At 53.8% G+C, this 16,771-nt stretch carries 15 protein-coding genes; 10 read left to right on the forward strand and 5 right to left on the reverse strand.

Translation table 11 applies throughout. The features are described 5' to 3' along the window. Positions 1-42: 42 nt before the first annotated feature. The 5 genes from IR195_RS20155 to rph all read left to right on the forward strand — a co-directional run bounded on the left by IR195_RS20155 (position 43) and on the right by rph (position 5,899). The gene (locus tag IR195_RS20155) at positions 43-1,530 is read left to right on the forward strand and encodes a sugar ABC transporter ATP-binding protein (RefSeq protein ID WP_206048451.1); all 1,488 of its coding nucleotides are present in this window, start codon (positions 43-45) and stop codon (positions 1,528-1,530) included. Next, a complete protein-coding gene (locus IR195_RS20160) occupies positions 1,523-2,521 on the forward strand; it encodes an ABC transporter permease (RefSeq protein WP_206048452.1) in 999 nt (332 codons plus the stop codon). The genes IR195_RS20155 and IR195_RS20160 overlap by 8 nt, the downstream gene beginning before the upstream one ends. Then, positions 2,518-3,510 (forward strand): ABC transporter permease, encoded by a 993-nt coding sequence (locus IR195_RS20165; RefSeq protein WP_125753227.1) that lies wholly within the window; start codon positions 2,518-2,520, stop codon positions 3,508-3,510. The genes IR195_RS20160 and IR195_RS20165 overlap by 4 nt, the downstream gene beginning before the upstream one ends. 13 nt (positions 3,511-3,523) lie before the next feature. Further along, positions 3,524-5,080: an FGGY family pentulose kinase gene (locus tag IR195_RS20170; protein ID WP_206048453.1), complete on the forward strand. Its 1,557-nt coding sequence runs from the start codon at positions 3,524-3,526 to the stop codon at positions 5,078-5,080. Positions 5,081-5,161: 81 nt separating this feature from the next. Further along, the gene (gene rph / locus IR195_RS20175) at positions 5,162-5,899 is read left to right on the forward strand and encodes a ribonuclease PH (RefSeq protein ID WP_038479800.1); all 738 of its coding nucleotides are present in this window, start codon (positions 5,162-5,164) and stop codon (positions 5,897-5,899) included. Between the two features lie 99 nt (positions 5,900-5,998). Here rph and IR195_RS20180 read toward each other — a convergent pair whose 3' ends face one another. Continuing rightward, entirely contained in the window at positions 5,999-6,766 is a 768-nt protein-coding gene (locus IR195_RS20180) for an exodeoxyribonuclease III (protein ID WP_125753236.1), read from the reverse strand. A 152-nt stretch (positions 6,767-6,918) separates the two neighbouring features. On the opposite strand from IR195_RS20180, the gene pyrE reads away from it, so the two are divergent. After that, positions 6,919-7,584 (forward strand): orotate phosphoribosyltransferase, encoded by a 666-nt coding sequence (pyrE, locus tag IR195_RS20185; RefSeq protein WP_083007769.1) that lies wholly within the window; start codon positions 6,919-6,921, stop codon positions 7,582-7,584. A 9-nt stretch (positions 7,585-7,593) separates the two neighbouring features. Here pyrE and IR195_RS20190 read toward each other — a convergent pair whose 3' ends face one another. Beyond that, positions 7,594-8,070 carry a tRNA (cytidine(34)-2'-O)-methyltransferase gene (locus IR195_RS20190; RefSeq protein WP_125753242.1) on the reverse strand — a complete coding sequence of 159 codons (477 nt, stop codon included), beginning with the start codon at positions 8,068-8,070 and terminating at the stop codon, positions 7,594-7,596. 96 nt (positions 8,071-8,166) lie between these two features. Here IR195_RS20190 and rep point away from each other — a divergent pair, with 96 nt between their 5' ends. Further along, positions 8,167-10,236 (forward strand): DNA helicase Rep, encoded by a 2,070-nt coding sequence (gene rep / locus IR195_RS20195; RefSeq protein ID WP_146942228.1) that lies wholly within the window; start codon positions 8,167-8,169, stop codon positions 10,234-10,236. Positions 10,237-10,331: 95 nt separating this feature from the next. Here the strand turns inward: rep and IR195_RS20200 are convergent, their stop codons facing one another. Beyond that, entirely contained in the window at positions 10,332-11,195 is an 864-nt protein-coding gene (locus tag IR195_RS20200; RefSeq protein WP_125753247.1) for a c-type cytochrome, read from the reverse strand. 223 nt (positions 11,196-11,418) lie between these two features. Further along, the gene (locus tag IR195_RS20205; RefSeq protein ID WP_206048454.1) at positions 11,419-12,333 is read right to left on the reverse strand and encodes a GNAT family N-acetyltransferase; all 915 of its coding nucleotides are present in this window, start codon (positions 12,331-12,333) and stop codon (positions 11,419-11,421) included. A 49-nt stretch (positions 12,334-12,382) separates the two neighbouring features. Here IR195_RS20205 and IR195_RS20210 point away from each other — a divergent pair, with 49 nt between their 5' ends. From IR195_RS20210 to IR195_RS20220, 3 genes are all read left to right on the forward strand, one after another. Further along, entirely contained in the window at positions 12,383-13,042 is a 660-nt protein-coding gene (locus IR195_RS20210; protein ID WP_125753252.1) for a response regulator transcription factor, read from the forward strand. Positions 13,043-13,067: 25 nt separating this feature from the next. Continuing rightward, complete coding sequence (locus tag IR195_RS20215) at positions 13,068-14,480, forward strand: ATP-binding protein (protein ID WP_206048455.1); 1,413 nt, start codon at positions 13,068-13,070, stop codon at positions 14,478-14,480. A 102-nt stretch (positions 14,481-14,582) separates the two neighbouring features. After that, on the forward strand, positions 14,583-15,200 hold the full coding sequence (locus tag IR195_RS20220; RefSeq protein ID WP_125753258.1) for a CBS domain-containing protein: 618 nt from the start codon (positions 14,583-14,585) through the stop codon (positions 15,198-15,200). A 102-nt stretch (positions 15,201-15,302) separates the two neighbouring features. Here the strand turns inward: IR195_RS20220 and nhaD are convergent, their stop codons facing one another. Next, positions 15,303-16,769, reverse strand: a complete 1,467-nt coding sequence (nhaD, locus tag IR195_RS20225) for a sodium:proton antiporter NhaD (protein ID WP_125753261.1) — start codon at positions 16,767-16,769, stop codon at positions 15,303-15,305. Positions 16,770-16,771: the final 2 nt, after the last annotated feature.

Genomic DNA, 16,771 nt, shown 5'->3' on the forward strand with positions numbered 1-16,771 from the left:
CTCCTGAAGAGCGCGGCAGTGATGTTAAGAAAGGAGCCTCCAATGGGCGATATCGCGATTCGAGCGCGTCACGTCAGCAAAGTTTTCGGACAAAGCCGCGTCCTCAACGATGTCGAATTCGAACTTCGCCGGGGTGAGGTGCTTTGCCTTGCGGGTGAAAACGGTTGTGGCAAAAGTACGCTCATTAAAATTATCAACGGTGTTTACAAGCCTGAACCCGGCATAGAGTTCACGTTTGGCGATGAAACTCTCTCTGCCATTAGTCCGAAGGAGGCACGCAGCCGGGGTATTCATGTTATCTGGCAAGACCTTGCGCTGTTTCCGCACTTAACCGTCGCTGAAAATATCGTCTTTGATGATTACGTTGCTAAGCCTTGGCGACCTATTTCCTATAAAGCTGCACTGACCCAATCCCGTGAGATCATTCAGCAGTTTGGCCTCGACCTAGATCCCATGGCCCGTGTTGAAGATCTCTCAATTGCCCATCGTCAACTGGTGGCGATTTGTCGCGTGTTACGTGCTGGGGCCAGTATTATTTTTATGGATGAGCCCACTGCCTCGCTTACCTATAAAGAGGTGCAGACGCTGCTGGGCATTACCCGCTCGCTGGCGGCGAAAGGCATTTCCATTGTATTGGTCAGCCACCGGCTGGTGGAAGTGTTGGAGGTATGCCAACGCGTCACTGTGCTCCGCAACGGGGAGCTGGTCGGCACCTACCCCACCGAAGGGATGACCCAAGCACGGCTTTCAACCTTGATGACCGGGCTTGAACTTGAACAGACTCCTCGTGCTGAAACACGCAAAGGCGCCCCGGTACTGGAGCTTAAAAACTTAAGTCGTGAAGGGGAGTTTGAAAACATCTCTTTCACCCTGCATCGCGGTGAAATTCTCGGTCTGACGGGTTTGCTGGGTGCAGGGCGTACCGAAATAGCTCATACAATTTTCGGGATGACACAACCCACTTCAGGGCAGTTGCTAAAAGAGGGGCAGCCGCTGACACTACACTCCAACCGCGATGCCGTGCGCCATCGAATTGCCTATCTCTCTGAAGATCGACTCAATCTTGGCTTGGTGCAAAACCAGTCCATCGCTATGAACACCGCAGTGACCGTACTACCAAGTCTGGAAAAACCGCGCTTTTTTCTTTCCCCTCAACGTATCAAGGCGCTGACCGCTCACTGGATAGAACAGCTTAAAACCAAGGTGAGTGACGCCGAGCTGGCGGTCTCTTCACTTTCCGGTGGCAACCAACAACGCATCGCGCTCGCTAAATGGCTGGCCACTGAACCCGACGTTCTCATTCTTGATTGCCCCACTATCGGCGTCGATGTCGGCGCTAAAGCCGGTATTTTCGACATCATTAGGGATCTTGCCGATCAGGGCATGGCCATCATTCTGATTTCGGATGAGGCGGGGGAAATCTGGATGAACGCTGACCGGGCGCTTGTACTGCGCGAGGGGCGCATCTACTCCGAGGTCATACCTGCGGAGACTACGGAAGAAGCGCTGGAGGCGATCATCAATGCATAAACGACTGCTAAGCAGAAGGCTCAGCACAGAGGGGACGCTCTTTTGTATTCTCATGTTGCTGTGCGTGGTGTTGGCACTAGCCACTGACAGCTTTCTCAGCTTTCAAAACCTGTTCGACCTGCTTAACAATCAGTCAGTCAATATCATCTTTGCGGTTGGTCTGGTCGTCGTTCTGATTGCGGGGGGGATAGATATTTCCTTAGCAGTGGCGGCATCCGTGGTGCAGTACGTGGTGTTGTCACTGCTGATGAATTACCTGGGTGGGGGTAACTGGTTACTTGGCCTCCTACTTTCTATGTTGGTTGGCATGCTGCTGGGACTCTTCAATGCGCTGCTGATCCATCGCTTCCGAATCGTGTCGATCATCGTCACCATCGGCACCTTTAACCTGTTTTTCGGCCTTTTGATGTACTTCACCAGCGGAGTCTCCATCTACGATATTCCCGATTGGCTCTACTACTCCGTTCCGCTGCTTGATCTACCTGCCGAACGCGGATCAGCCACGCTCTACTTACCTGCAGCAGTGATGGTGGTGATGGTGATCTTTACTTGGTTCATGTTGGCACGTACCGGTTTTGGGCGTGCTCTCTACGGTTTCGGTTCAAGCCCTGAGTCAGCTCGCCGCTCTGGCGTTAGCGCCTGGAAAATTCATGCCTTTGCCTACGGCTGGCTGGGGCTATGCGCGGGAATGGCGGGTCTGATGCAAGCGCATATCGTACAAGAGGTTGTGCCCAACGCCTTGATCGGCCAGGAATTACCGATTCTAGCGGCGGTTGTACTCGGCGGCGCGACCCTGGGTGGCGGGCGCGGCTCAGTGCTCGGTGCCGTGCTCGGGGTACTGCTTCTCGCCGTTGTCCAAAACGGCTTAAACCTGCTGGGTGTTACTCCCTATGCCTTCCGCATGATTGTCGGGCTGATCATCTTGATTGCGATCACCACCAGCAACCTTGGCAACCTGTTGCCCCGCACTACCAAGGCGAGGAACGTATGAATAAGCGCCTGAATAAGCAACACTCCATGGCCGGGCTCCGCCTGGGAGGCGATACCATCGAAGTCATCGCCATGACGGCTCTGCTCATCGGCAGTATTGGGCTCTTCTCGCTACTGGCACCGGGTTTTCTGACCGCCACCAATTTTGGCTCGATGTCGATGCAGTTACCCGAGCTGGGGCTACTTTCACTGGCAATGCTACTGCCGATTATTTCTGGCGGCTTGAATCTCTCAGTGACCTTTACCGCCAATATCGCAGGGTTAATGACTGCCTGGCTGGTACAGGGGTTACTGGCGGGCATGGGCATACTAAGCGTTCCCATGGCGATTATCGCCGGGCTTGCCGTTGGCGCGGCAGCAGGCTTTTTGATTGGCGTTATCGTTGCCTATGTTGGCGCACATCCTATTTTAGTCTCGCTAGGCGCGATGATTTTTCTCCAAGGGGTAGGTGAGTTTTTAACCCGCGGTGGCGGTATTTCAGGCATGCCAGAGGTATTTCAAACCATCGGCAGCGGCAGCTTTTTAGGCATTCCCATCCCCATGCTGATCTTTCTCGCCGCTGCCGCAGGATTGATCTACATCATGCATTTCACCCGCACTGGCTTTTCAATTTATATGCTGGGCTCCAACCCTCGCGCGACGGAGTACTCAGGCATTAACGTCAAGCGCGTGCTGATCACCGTCTACACGATTTCCGGCATTCTGGCAGGGTTAGCAGGCATGGTGATGCTCGCCCGCTTTAACTCTGTACGTGTCGGCCATGGCGAGAGTTACCTACTGATTACGGTGCTGGCCTGTTTCCTGGCTGGGGCGAACCCCTTTGGTGGTTTTGGCCGCGTACTGCCACTGGTGTTGGGCTTGATGAGCCTGCAGGTAATCGCCTCGGGAATGAACCTGATGGGCGCCAGCCAGCATCTGGCCACCGCAGTATGGGGGGCTTTTCTAATTATTGTAATGGCACTGCGTATGCCATTTATCAAACAGTCTTGAGTAAGGTTTTCCCATGAGTCATCAAGAACACGTTCTAGGCATCGATATTGGTACTGGCAGCGCCCGGGCGGGCATTTTCACCTCAGGTGGTGTGATGCTAGCCGAAGCAAAAACATCGATTGCAATGCATCGCCCTGCCGAGCATCACGTGGAGCAGAGTTCAACGGATATCTGGCGCGCGGTATGCAGTGCAACCCAGCGCGCCCGCGAGTCAGCCGGTGTGACGTCCGATTCCATCACCAGTATGTCAGTAAGCGCCACCTGTTCGTTGGTGCTCCTTGATAAGCAGGATAAGCCGCTAGCGCTCTCTCCAGGTGATGAAGCATGGAATATCATTGTATGGATGGATCACCGAGCCACCGCAGAAGCCGCTGAGTGCACGGCTACCCACGCAGCGCCGCTACGTAACCTGGGTGGCGTCATGTCTCCCGAGATGCAGATGCCTAAGCTCATGTGGTTGAAGCGGCACCGGCCCGAGCTTTACGCCCAGATTGGCTACGCGGGTGATCTAGGCGACTGGCTTGGCTTTAAGTGCACCGGTTCTGTTAAGCGCTCGGTCTGCATGCTCTCCTGCAAGTGGACGTTTGACCCTCGCCCTGGTCATGGCTGGGACCACGACTTTCTAAAACAGATTGATATGCAGGATGTAATCGAGTGCGCTCGCCTGCCTGAACAAGCCCTTCCGGTGGGCGTAGCACTTGGGCAGTTGACCGAAGAAGCCGCCAATGACTTGGGGCTAACGACTCAATGTACCTTCGCAGTGGGCATGATTGATGCCTATGCCGGTGCGCTTGGCACACTAGGCAGAAGCCTCACGGATGCTCCCGAACGCCGCCTTGCCGTGATTGGCGGCACCTCCACCTGTCATATCGGCGCCCTGCCAGAACGCCGCGAGGTACCCGGTGTGTGGGGTCCCTATCCGGGGGCGCTATGCGATGGTTTTGTCGCCAACGAAGGGGGGCAAAGCATTACCGGTGCTCTTCTGGATCACCTCGCAGCACTATTTTCAGCCAGCAGTGAATTTGGCGACGACCTTCACGGCGCGTTATCGGAAACGCTGCTCGAGCGCTTGGCATCCGGCGACCCAGCTCCTGATACCCATGTTTGCCCTGACTTTATTGGCAACCGCTCGCCCTTGGCGGATCCAGACATTCGCGGCACCATCACGGGTTTGACCCTTGATACGCCTCGCGAGAGCTTCATCAAGGTCTATTGGGCGGCAGCCACCTCACTGGTTTACGGCACCCGCGCCATCATAGAACGTATGAATGCCCATGGTTATGCCATCGATACCCTGCACCTCAGCGGTGGCCATGGACGTTCACCACTGCTGCGCAAGCTCTATGCCGACGGTACCGGTTGTCGGGTTGTACTCGCGGATGCGCCGGAACCCGTACTCCTTGGGGTAGCCGTGGCGGCCCTGGCTGCCCAGGCCAATGGTGAGGTTCTTAGCGTTGCCAATGGCCTCACCCCAGGTGAACACGTATTAGAGCCTGATATAGCAATGCACGAGCTGCACACGTCGCGTTATGCCGCTTTCAAGAAGCTATACGCAGGACGTCTCGACTAACGCTAGATGTTAAGCGAATCAGCGTACTCACAGACGTGTACAATAGTGGGCTTTCCCACTGTTAAATTGATGTGAGGTGCTATGCGTCCTGATGTTGTTCGCCCTAGCGGTCGTGAAGCCGACCAGCTTCGTGAAATTCGCATAACCCGCGATTACACCCGCCATGCAGAAGGTTCGGTACTGGTCGAGTTTGGCGATACCAAGGTGCTGTGTAATGCGAGCGTAGAAGCGGGCGTACCGCGCTGGCTGCGTGGTAAAAATCAGGGTTGGATCACCGCTGAGTACGGCATGCTGCCCCGTGCCACTCATACCCGCAGTGGCCGTGAAGCGACGCGCGGTAAACAGGGTGGCCGGACGCTAGAAATTCAGCGCTTGATCGGCCGTAGCCTGCGCGCGTCAGTGAACTTGAAGAAGTTGGGTGAATTCACCATTACCGTGGATTGCGATGTAATCCAGGCCGACGGCGGCACCCGTACCGCGTCGATTACCGGTGGCTGCGTGGCGCTGGTGGATGCCATTCGCTATCTGCAGCGTGAGAAGAAGATTAAAGGTGACCCCTTTAAACAGCTGGTTAGCGCGATTTCGGTGGGTATTTATAAAGGCGTGCCGGTACTAGATCTGGACTACCCGGAAGATAGCAAAGCCGACACCGATCTGAACGTGGTGATGACTGAAAGCGGCGAGCTGATCGAGGTGCAGGGTACTGCAGAGTCGGGCGCGTTCAACCGTACTGAGCTGAATGCGATGCTTGATCTGGCGGAGAAAGCGGGCTCCGAGCTACGCGAAAAACAGCGCGAAGCACTGGGTATTCGTGGCTAAGGCGTTACTTGGCGAATAACTTACGCGCTTACGCAAACAGGCCAGCTTAAACGCTGGCCTGTTGCTGAGACGGGTAACGCGACGCGGGAAAGTGAGCGCTTACAGCGCTAAGTCATACTCAACGATCAGCGGTGCGAACTCAGAGAAGGTCGCATCGTAATCAATCCACGCGTCGACCACATGGCGACGGAAGTTGGGGCCGACTAGTTGGTAGTCGATCCGCCAGCCTTCTTGGCGCTCACGGGGCACGTCTTGGTCGAGCTTTGGCCACCAGGTATATTCACCCGCGTCGCGATTAATTTCGCGGAAGGTGTCGATAAAGCCGGTTGGGCCAAGCACCTGATCCATCCAGGCACGCTCTTCAGGGCGGAAACCAGAGGTAAGCTGATTGTCCGACCAGTTGGCCAAATCAATGGTTTTATGGGCAATATGCCAAGTACCACAGATGATGTATTCACGGCGTTTGCGCGACATCTTCGTCAGGTACTCTTGATACTGCTCCATAAACGCCTGTTTGGCTTTTTGATCACTTCCATCAGGCATCAAGAAAGTGGCGATACTGAAGCGGTCATAATCCGCCTGCAGAAAGCGCCCTTCGTGATCGCACTGAGGGAACCCAAGGCCGTACATAATCGCCTTGGGAATTTTGCGGCAATAAAGTGCCACACCGGAGAAACCATCTTCTTCTGCATCCAGAAAGTAGCCTTCGTAGCCTTCCGGATAGAGAATATAGTCGTCCAGTTCAAAACTTTTTGCCTTGATGTTCTGCACGCAGATCACGTCGGCATCCTGCTGAGCCAGCCAGTCCAGGAAGCCACGGTCGACGGCATCACGTATACCATTGACATTGATGCTGGCAATTTTCATAAATCGTCCCTTTTGCGTCGCTGCTGTATGATACCCGACGTTTAGACGTTTGGGTAAATAGACAAACCAAATCTTGCTATTTAACCCCGTTTTATTGTTGCGTTTACTTAGATTCCTATTACTTTCATTCCTATCGACAAGAGAAAACCACCGTGGCCACCACTCTACAACCCTATCAGCGCGATTTCATTGCCTTCGCTATTGAGCAGGGCGTGCTCAAGTTTGGCGAGTTCACGCTAAAGTCGGGGCGAGTAAGCCCTTACTTTTTTAATGCCGGCCTGTTTCAAACCGGCCGTGCCTTGGCCAAGTTAGGCCGATTTTACGCCCAAGCGATTGTCGATAGCGGCCTGCAGGCGGATGTGCTGTTTGGCCCAGCCTATAAAGGGATTCCCTTGGCGGCGGTCACCGCCGCGGCTTTAGCCGACCACCACGACCGCGATATGCCCTACGCGTTTAATCGTAAAGAAGCCAAAACCCATGGTGAAGGCGGCAATATTGTCGGCGCACCACTGGCCGGCGATATTTTGATCATTGATGACGTCATTACGGCCGGTACGGCGATCCGTGAAGTGATGAGCCTGATTGAGCAAAGCGGTGCCCGCGCGGGCGGCGTCATTATCGCGCTAGATCGCCAAGAGCGCGGCCAGGGTGAGCAAAGCGCTATCCAGGAGGTTCAGGCTCAGTACGGCATGCCGGTTGTCAGTATTGTCACCTTAGAGCAAGTGCTTACTTACCTTGAAGAGCATGCTGGCGGCGAAATGCTGGCTTACGCCGAGGCCGTGCGCGCTTATCGCGACCGATACGGCATCACGGGCTAGTCGCTGAACCTATTGCTCACTGCCTAATGCGCCAGCATAGCCTTGCTGGCGCCACGCCTCATAGCTAACGATGGCCACCGCATTGGAAAGGTTCAAGCTACGGTTATTGGGCTGCATGGGGATACGCAGCTTGTGTTCTTCAGGCAGCGCAGCGTGTACCTGGGGTGAAAGCCCCGCGGTTTCTGAACCGAACAGCAATACGTCGCCCGGGGCGAAGGTCGCGTCACTGTGAGCGCGGGTGCCTTTGGTAGTAATCGCCCATAGTGTGCGCCCCTGCATCGCCGCTTGAAACGCCGTAAAATCGGCATGGCGGGTAACATTGTTGAGATCGCGGTAATCTAGCCCGGCGCGCCGCAGCTTTTTCTCTTCGAGATCAAAGCCCAGCGGTTCAATTAAATGTAATCGGCAGCCATTGTTAGCCACCAAGCGCATAATGTTACCCGTGTTGGGTGCCATACGCGGTTCAAATAGCGCTACTTCAAACATTACCACCTGCCTATTATTAACTCATTGTGCGTTCGCCCAGCGCCGCTGATTGTAATGGAATTTGCCAAGAAACACTTGTAGAGGTCACCCTTCACCATGACGCCCCAACCGCCAAAGAGCATTCTTAGCCGCATTAAAGGGCTAAACCCGCGCCAGCAGGAAGCGGTGCGCTATATCGATGGCCCCTGTTTGGTCTTGGCGGGCGCCGGGTCTGGTAAAACCAGCGTTATTACCACCAAAATTGCCTATCTGGTGCAAGAATGCGGCATGAGCGCGCGCAAAATAGCGGCGGTTACCTTTACCAATAAGGCCGCCCGGGAGATGAAAGAGCGCGTTGGGCAAATGCTGAAGGGCAAAGAGGGCCACGGGCTAACGGTATCGACGTTTCACAATCTGGGCCTGAATATTATCCGCGGCGAGCTGAAAACGCTGGGCTACAAGCCGGGCTTTTCGTTGTTCGACCCGGAAGATGCCAAAGCACTGCTGCGCGATTTGATGAACAAAGATGCTCAGGTAGACGCTGAGCAGATCAATGCCGTGCAAGCCAAAATATCCACGTGGAAGAACGATTTAGTGCTGCCCAGTGATGCGCTTTCGTTTGCCGCGGATGATGACGAGCACTTTGCCGCACGGGTTTATGAAGCTTACGTTCGCCACTTGAAAGCCTATAACGCGGTGGATTTCGACGACCTAATTCTGCTACCGGTGGTGCTCCTGCAACGCGATCCAGAAGCACTGGCCCGCTGGCGGAACAAAATCCACTACATGCTAGTGGATGAGTACCAGGACACTAACGTTTCCCAGTACCTGTTGGTGAAACTGCTGATGGCGGAGCGGGCTACCTTTACCGTGGTCGGTGACGACGATCAGTCGATCTACGCGTGGCGCGGCGCACGGCCCGAAAACCTAGTGACCCTTGGCGAAGACTTTCCACGCCTGAAAGTGGTTAAGCTGGAGCAGAATTACCGCTCGACCGGCACTATTCTGCGCGCGGCCAACACGTTAATTGCCAATAACCCGCACGTTTACGATAAAACCCTATGGTCGGATATGGGCGATGGCGCACCTATCCGAGTCATCGTCAACCGCCATGAAGAGGCGGAGTCTGAGCGGGTAGCCAGCGAAATTCTGACTCGGCGCATTAAAGAGAAGGCCGAATGGCGAGATTTTGCAGTGCTCTACCGGGGTAATTTTCAGGCACGTTTATTAGAGCTCAAGCTGCAGCACTACCAAATTCCCTACAAGCTTTCCGGTGGTACGTCGTTTTTCTCTCGCAACGAGATCAAGGACACCATGGCCTATCTGCGGCTGTTAATTAACCCCGCCGATGACAATGCCTTTTTACGCATTGTGAACGTGCCCCGCCGTGAAATCGGCCCCGGCACGCTGGAAAAGCTGGCCAACTATGCAACAGAACGCTCTATTTCGCTGTTTGCTGCCTGCCACGAACTGGGGTTAGAGCAAACGCTGCCAACTCGGGCCGTGGAGCGGCTTTCTCGCTTTACCCACTTTATTGATGGCGTGCGTAAGCGTATGGATCAAGACGATGCCATCGCGGCCATTCGCGATATGCTACGCGATATGGATTACGAAGCCTGGCTGTACCAAAACGCCAGTGCTCCGACTGTCGCTGAGCGACGCATGGCCAACGTATGGATTTTGATCGATCAGCTAGAAAAGTCGCTAAACCGCGATCCCGAAGATGCTGATGATTCCACTGCGACGGAAACCGATGGCGTTGAAGCTGCTATTTCGCGCCTTGTACTGCGGGATATTCTTGAGCAACAGGCCGAAGAAGACGACTCCGATCGTGTGCAACTACTCACTATGCATGCCTCTAAAGGGCTCGAGTTTCCCCATGTGTATTTGATGGGCTTAGAGGAAGACTTGCTGCCCCACCGTAACGCTATTGAAATGGAGACGGTAGAAGAAGAGCGCCGCTTAGCTTATGTCGGTATCACCCGGGCAAGACGCACACTAACACTGACGCTAGCCCGCCAGCGTAAAGCGTATGGTGAACTGATGGATTGCCAGCCCAGCCGCTTTTTAGACGAACTGCCCGCTGATGATTTGGAGTGGGAGGGACGCGCCGATAAAGAAGACCCCGAGAAAAAGCAGGCACGCGGGCAAAACGCGATTGCCGGGCTACGTTCTCTGTTGGGTTAACGGCAAGTAAGAAAAAACAAAACACAAAAAAATATCCACAGGGGGTTTCAAAAACCGCCTGTGGATAAATTTAACAGCCATTATTACAAAATTGCTTATTGCACGGCTGAGACCATGTAATCAACAACGGCCATGATCTCTTCGTCAGAGGCACTACTACCACCACGTGGCGGCATCACGCCTTTGCCGTTAAATACACTTTGATAGAGCGCATCGGTACCCTGCTCGATACGCGGGCCCCACGCTTCGGCATCACCTAGCTTGGGCGCGCCCGCTACACCGGCAGCATGGCAAGCCACACAGCCAGCACTGGCGTAAAGCGCTTCACCATCTAAACCGCTGCCACCACTAGAAGCTTCTTCTTCACTGGCAACTGCTGTCTCTTCGCTAGCTGCTTCTTCTTCACTAGCTGCAGCGTCAGTTGCCTCTTCACCGGCACCGCTATCCTCTGTCACGGCCGTATCGTCGCTGGCACCCTCTTCAGTCGCCTCAGCAGACGCTTCTTCTTCACCGCCCCCTAGCTCGGGAACTTCCATGACAGGCTCAACCATGTAAGCTACCGCCGCTTCCATCTCTTCGTCAGAAAGGTTGGGGTTGCCGCCTCGAGCAGGCATTGCACCAATACCGTTGATGGCATGCTCTAATAACGTGGCAAAGCCTTGCTCAGTACGTTCAGCCCATGCGGCTTCATCAGCACGCACCGGAGCGCCAGCAGCGCCAGTTTCGTGGCACGCCATACAAATACGGTTATAGATACCAGCGCCATCAATTTCACCACCGCCACTAGCGGCGGCCGGTGCTGCTGCGGTACCACAGTCTTGGCCTTGCAAGCAAAGTTGACCGACCGGCGCTAGGCGCTCAGCGATTGCGTCACGTGCTGCGTCTTGGGCATAAGCACCGGATGTGCCTGCCATGACGCCTAGGGCCGCCAGCCCGCTCATGATCAGCTTAGATTTCACTCTCACCACCTCTTGAGTTTTGTCATAAAACGTTTTGTGCTTAACCCCTGCGCGCGGCAGCGACATCATCAACCTGCGGCAACCGAGACGCCAAGACGTGCATATCGCATTAGTATACCGAGAACGCTAAGCGTAAGAAAATGCTACTAAGCGCGGCAATTCAACCTATGCCGTACTCTGAGCTTTATTCAGCAGTTTAAAAAAGGTGCCAACGATCGCCTAGTTAACACCAGGCCAGTAAACGCTGCTGAGCATAACGCGTAAACCCTGCCTGAGCATATATACGCTTTGCGGGGATATTCTGCGCATCAACGCTCAGCGTAATGTCCCTGGCTCCCGACTGGCTAGCCAACGCCTGCGCTTGTTGAATCATTGCCTTGCCCATTCCCCCGCCACGCCACTCAGGCAACAGCCCCATCAACTGCAATGACCAACGCTGGGTCGTATGGTTAGGAGCAAGTAATAGCACGCCAACGGTTTCCCCCTGATGCCGCACTTGATACCAGTGCTCTGGAGCCTGCGGCGCTTGGTCATAAAATCCAGCAAGCAAGGTGTCAATGGTGAGCGCTTCACGAAGCCCTGGGCAGTCTAACGAGCCTTCACTGACGTTCGCTACCAGTGCCCGCTGTTGCGTGGGAGACAATTCAGCAAAGGGGCTTAGGGTTAGCAAGTTAGCGAGTGGCTGAACAGTTTGGCACTGCCATAGAAGGTGTTCCAGAGTGGCAAGTACCCGCATGTTGTGGGCGACTAGGGGCGTTTCCCAGTGGGGCGCATCGTCGGTTAACGCCACATGACATAGCGCTATCGGTTGTTCGTTTACCCAGCCCTGCAAAGCTTTCAACAACGCATCAGTTGCCGAATTATGTTGTCTGGGCAACCAAAGCTTTGCCATTTGATTAGCCAGTGGCTGCACCCAAGCGGCGGATTCGATATGGCCCGCTTGGGTGGCTATCCAAAGGCCCTGCCAAACAGCGTCACAGCTAGCTTTTATGGTTGATAAGGCATGTTGTAATGCAGATTGCTGCGCAGGGTCATACACCGCAGCCAAATGCAGTAATGCTTCACGCCGTTGTTCAGGTGGGCACTGCTTTACTACGCAGGCTAAGGAGCGGTGGCCGAAAGAAGAATGACGTGTCATGTTACGTTCCTGAGTAGCCCGCCGTGAATGAAAGGAGTCATCCATCGATATGCGCATTTTACTGGTTGAGGACGACCCGAGTTTGGCGTTGGGGATTCGTATGGCGCTAAAACCTGAGCACTATACGGTAGATCATTTAGCCGATGGCAATAACGCGCTCCACGCGCTTAAAAATGAACCCTTTGATGCGGTTATCCTAGATCTTGGTTTGCCGACGATTGATGGCATGGAAGTGCTGCGCGCTATTCGTCAGCATGGCAGTCAGCTGCCGATTTTGGTTCTGACTGCCCGTGATGCGATGGATAACCGTATCGAAGGGTTGGATGCGGGTGCCGATGACTACCTTACTAAACCTTTCGAAGTAGCAGAATTAAAAGCACGTTTACGTGCTTTGTTGCGCCGTAGCCAAGGACAAACCAGCGGCTTGCTCGCCTGTCGTGGAATTAGCCTGGATCCACAGACCTTACAGGTGAGTTATCAGCATCAAATGATCACGCTTTCGCGCCGTGAGCTGACGCTACTGCAGGAATTTATGAGCCACCCAGGTCGCGTGTTCACCCGCGATACCTTAACGCGATTAGTCTATGGCTGGGAGGAAGATGTCGAAAGCAATGCTATCGAAGTGCATATTCACCATTTACGGCGAAAGCTGTTTCCTGAAGTCATCCGCACCGTAAGAGGGATCGGCTATGTTATGGATAAGTCGTAATGGTTAAATTGCCCAAGGCAAGCCTATGAGTTCTATTCGACAGCGCACCTTGGGGCTTGCGCTGCTTGTGTTTGGCACGAGCATGTTAGTGATTGGCTTTATTAGCTATCGCTATGCTGCCCATGAGATTGAAGAACTTCATGATGCTAGCCTGGCACAAAATGCCCGTTTGCTAGAAGGGCTACTACAGGCACCACTGCCTGATAGCGACCGTACGCTTTTATTAAATAGCGTGGAGGGCGCGCTGCTACGTGCCGAGCACTCCGATAACCGTTTTGCAGGCCATCGCTATGAAAGCAAGCTGGCGTTTCAGCTTTGGGAAGGCGACCGCCTTTTGCTGCGTTCCGCCAGCGCCCCCGACACACCGCTTACCCAGCAACCTCCAGGTTATTCAACGCTGTCGGTAAACCAGCATGACTGGCGTATCTACGTTCTAGAAATTACTGGCACAGACAAACGTGTGGTGGTGGGCGAGCGAGAAGACGCGCGGAGTGAACTGATCAGTACAGTGGCACTACGCACCTTATTACCTGATCTTATTGGCCTACCGTTACTGACACTATTACTTTGGTGGTCGATCGGCTGGGGACTCGCTCCTTTATCGCGAATGGCAGAGCAAATCCGCGCCCGCGATCCCCACCATCTAAAACCGCTGACGCTTCACCCACTTCCCCTAGAGCTGGAGACCATTTCTGGCGCCATAAACCGGCTGTTGGAACGGCTCCGCCAACTGCGTATTCGCGAAAAACGCTTTATTGCCGATGCGGCTCATGAGCTACGCACTCCCTTGGCAGTACTTGATTTGCATGCGCAAAATGCGCTCACTGCTGATAACGCCGATGACCGAGAGGAAGCCCTGCACCACTTACGCAATGGAGTAGCCCGTTCAACGCGGCTAGTCTCACAGCTATTAACCCTGGCACGCCTAGACCCCGAAGAAGAACCATTACCCGAGTATCGCTGTTCCGATGTATTACATGAAACGCGCGAAACGTTGGCAAAGCTCTCTCCGCTAGCCGCAGAGCGACATCAACATCTATTACTGGACGCGGATGACTCAGCTAACTGGGCAATAGAAGAAGAACCCGGCGCTATCGAAACCCTGGTGCAAAATCTAGTCGGTAATGCCATTCAACACTCGCCTGCGCAAGGTACTATCACGGTCACACTTGAGGCATCGACAACAGACGTTATCGTCACTGTTGATGATCAAGGGCCCGGTATCCCTGCAGCGCAACGCAGCCGGGTGATGGAGCGTTTCCAACGTGCAGGGACTAGTGCTGGCGCGGGATTGGGGCTATCGATTGTCGAGCGCTTGGTCAAACGCCATCAAGGCAGCCTGCAACTTGATGACGCGCCAGATGGTGGGCTGCGCGTCCGCGCATCCTTTATCCGGGATGCCCTATCACAACGCCAGCCAAAAAATAATCAGCCATAAGAGAGCTGTTAAGATTCCCATAAGAATTCCGTGCAAGTGTGAAAGTACAAGATAGGCAATGCCGTTAACGACCTATCGATTCACATAACGGAGATTCCCTGAATGAATATGCTTGTCCACTCCCCCAAACCCCTTATCCAGTTCGGTGAAACGCCACTGCTTATCACACCAACAGCAAAGCAGTTAACACCTGAAAGCCCTGCGCTGTCGGTGCTAACAGATTTTACTCAGGTCACGCCTCAGTCAGTATCCGCTGATATGCCCATCGACGATGCCCATTTAAAAATGCGCCATGGTGGTGTTCGCCTGTTGTTTGTGCTCGACAAAGCGAACCACTGCATTGGTGTGCTCACCGCCAAAGAAGTCATCGGAACACGGCGTATTAACTTGGCGATGCAGCAGAGAAACCTTGATCGTACAGAAATTACAGCCGATATGATTATGACGCCCTGGCAAAAGCTTAGTGCAATGCCCTTTGAGCAACTTAACTCATTAACGATTGAAGACCTTGTGCTCTCCATGGAGCGTTTTACAGAACAGCACCTGTTGATTACTGAGCATAAACAAAATCAACCATTAAGCGTGCGCGGCATTATTTCTGCCACCGATATACAACACGCCATGGGCAATAAAGCCACGGTGCAGGTCACCTCTTCAACAGTGCCAACTGCTAGTAGCTTTGCCGATATTTGCAAAGTCATTACCGGGCACGATTTATAGTCTCGAAGCCTAACTGGCCAAGTCCACCGATAGCCTTTACCAAAACGCCCCTTATCAATTGATAAGGGGCGTTTGTTTTACCTATCTGAATTAACCGCTCATTTAAAACAGCGCTGCATTAATCCATAGATGAACCACAATGCTGGCGGCATAGCCCAGCAAAATAGCGGGTGCCCAGCGGATGTGCCCCATAAAGGTATAAATGCCCCGAGCTTGGCCCATTAACGCTACTCCCGCTGCAGATCCCATCGAAAGCAGACTACCGCCCACACCGGCGGTTAAGGTAATCAGCAACCAGTTGCCTTCCGACATATCCGGTGCCATGGAAAGTACCGCAAACATCACTGGGATGTTATCAACGACCGCTGAAATCATCCCCAGCACGACGTTAGCCCACACCGGGTTCCAGCTACCGTAAAGGGTTTCTGACAATAGACTTAAATAGCCCATGAAACCCAGGCCGCCAACACACATCACGACCCCATAGAAGAATAACAATGTGTCCCACTCTGAGCGGGCAATACGGCTGAAGATATCAAAAGGCACCACACTGCCCAGCTGCTCAAGCTTCTTCCAATCGCCGCGACGTGAGTAACGCTCACGTTTGCGCTCCAGGGAACGCGGCAAGCTGCGGCGTAGGTAGTAACCAAAGAACTGCAGCAGGCCAAGGCCAAACATCATGCCCATTGCCGGGGGCAAATAAAGCACCGAGTGACACAGCACTGAGATCGCCACAGTAATCAAAAACAGCGCGATAATGCGCCGCGCCCCACGTTTAAGCCAAACATTCTCTTTGAGCGATGCAGGCTGACGATTAACGATGAAGAAATTCATAATCACCGCTGGCACCATAAAGTTGACGATGGCTGGCATCAATAGCGCAAAGAAACCACCAAATGGTACCTGACCCGCCTGCCACACCATCAACGTGGTGATATCACCAAACGGGCTGAACGCGCCGCCTGCGTTTGATGCTACCACCACGTTGACACAGCACAGACTAATAAACTTTTTATCACCTTCGGCTACCTTCAACACAACCGCGCACATCAACATCGCCGTGGTCATGTTGTTGGCAATGGCAGAAATACCAAAGGCAAGACAGCCGGTAATCCAAAACAGGCTACGATAGCTGAAGCCTCTGCGAACTAGCCATGCCCGCAGGGCATCAAAGATACGACGCTCTTCCATGGCATTGATATAGGTCATCGCTACCAGTAAGAACAGCAAGAGCTCGGTATATTCAAGCAGCGTTTCTTTAAAAGCAGCTTCCGCTTCTTGCGGCATGCCCGCTTGTACATAGACCCACGCCACCAGGGCCCAGATAAGCCCAGCGGCCACCAGGACTGGTTTAGATTTGCGCATATGAATCAATTCTTCGCTCATTACCAAGGCATAGGCAAGAACGAAGATGACAACAGAGGCAATACCTGCAAACGAAGCGGTAAGATCTAAAGAACCAGAAGAGGCATAGGAGAGGGTGGGAAAAGCAAACAAACATAGCGCGATCAACAACCAAGCAAACCGGCAAGTAGACTGCCGCATTGCAAGGACGTTAGGTGGTTTCATAG

It is taken from the genome of Vreelandella venusta (genome assembly GCF_015689495.1).
GTDB classification, from domain to species: Bacteria; Pseudomonadota; Gammaproteobacteria; order Pseudomonadales; family Halomonadaceae; genus Vreelandella; species Vreelandella venusta.

Coding starts and splice junctions, on each gene's coding strand:
- IR195_RS20205 (WP_206048454.1), bottom strand. CDS start 12,333: ATGACACGTCATTCTTCTTTCGGCCACCGCTCCTTAGCCTGCGTAGTA.
- rph (WP_038479800.1), top strand. CDS start 5,162: ATGCGTCCTGATGTTGTTCGCCCTAGCGGTCGTGAAGCCGACCAGCTT.
- rep (WP_146942228.1), top strand. CDS start 8,167: ATGACGCCCCAACCGCCAAAGAGCATTCTTAGCCGCATTAAAGGGCTA.
- IR195_RS20190 (WP_125753242.1), bottom strand. CDS start 8,070: ATGTTTGAAGTAGCGCTATTTGAACCGCGTATGGCACCCAACACGGGT.
- IR195_RS20155 (WP_206048451.1), top strand. CDS start 43: ATGGGCGATATCGCGATTCGAGCGCGTCACGTCAGCAAAGTTTTCGGA.
- IR195_RS20160 (WP_206048452.1), top strand. CDS start 1,523: ATGCATAAACGACTGCTAAGCAGAAGGCTCAGCACAGAGGGGACGCTC.
- IR195_RS20215 (WP_206048455.1), top strand. CDS start 13,068: ATGAGTTCTATTCGACAGCGCACCTTGGGGCTTGCGCTGCTTGTGTTT.
- IR195_RS20220 (WP_125753258.1), top strand. CDS start 14,583: ATGAATATGCTTGTCCACTCCCCCAAACCCCTTATCCAGTTCGGTGAA.
- nhaD (WP_125753261.1), bottom strand. CDS start 16,769: ATGAAACCACCTAACGTCCTTGCAATGCGGCAGTCTACTTGCCGGTTT.
- IR195_RS20210 (WP_125753252.1), top strand. CDS start 12,383: ATGCGCATTTTACTGGTTGAGGACGACCCGAGTTTGGCGTTGGGGATT.
- IR195_RS20170 (WP_206048453.1), top strand. CDS start 3,524: ATGAGTCATCAAGAACACGTTCTAGGCATCGATATTGGTACTGGCAGC.
- IR195_RS20165 (WP_125753227.1), top strand. CDS start 2,518: ATGAATAAGCGCCTGAATAAGCAACACTCCATGGCCGGGCTCCGCCTG.
- IR195_RS20180 (WP_125753236.1), bottom strand. CDS start 6,766: ATGAAAATTGCCAGCATCAATGTCAATGGTATACGTGATGCCGTCGAC.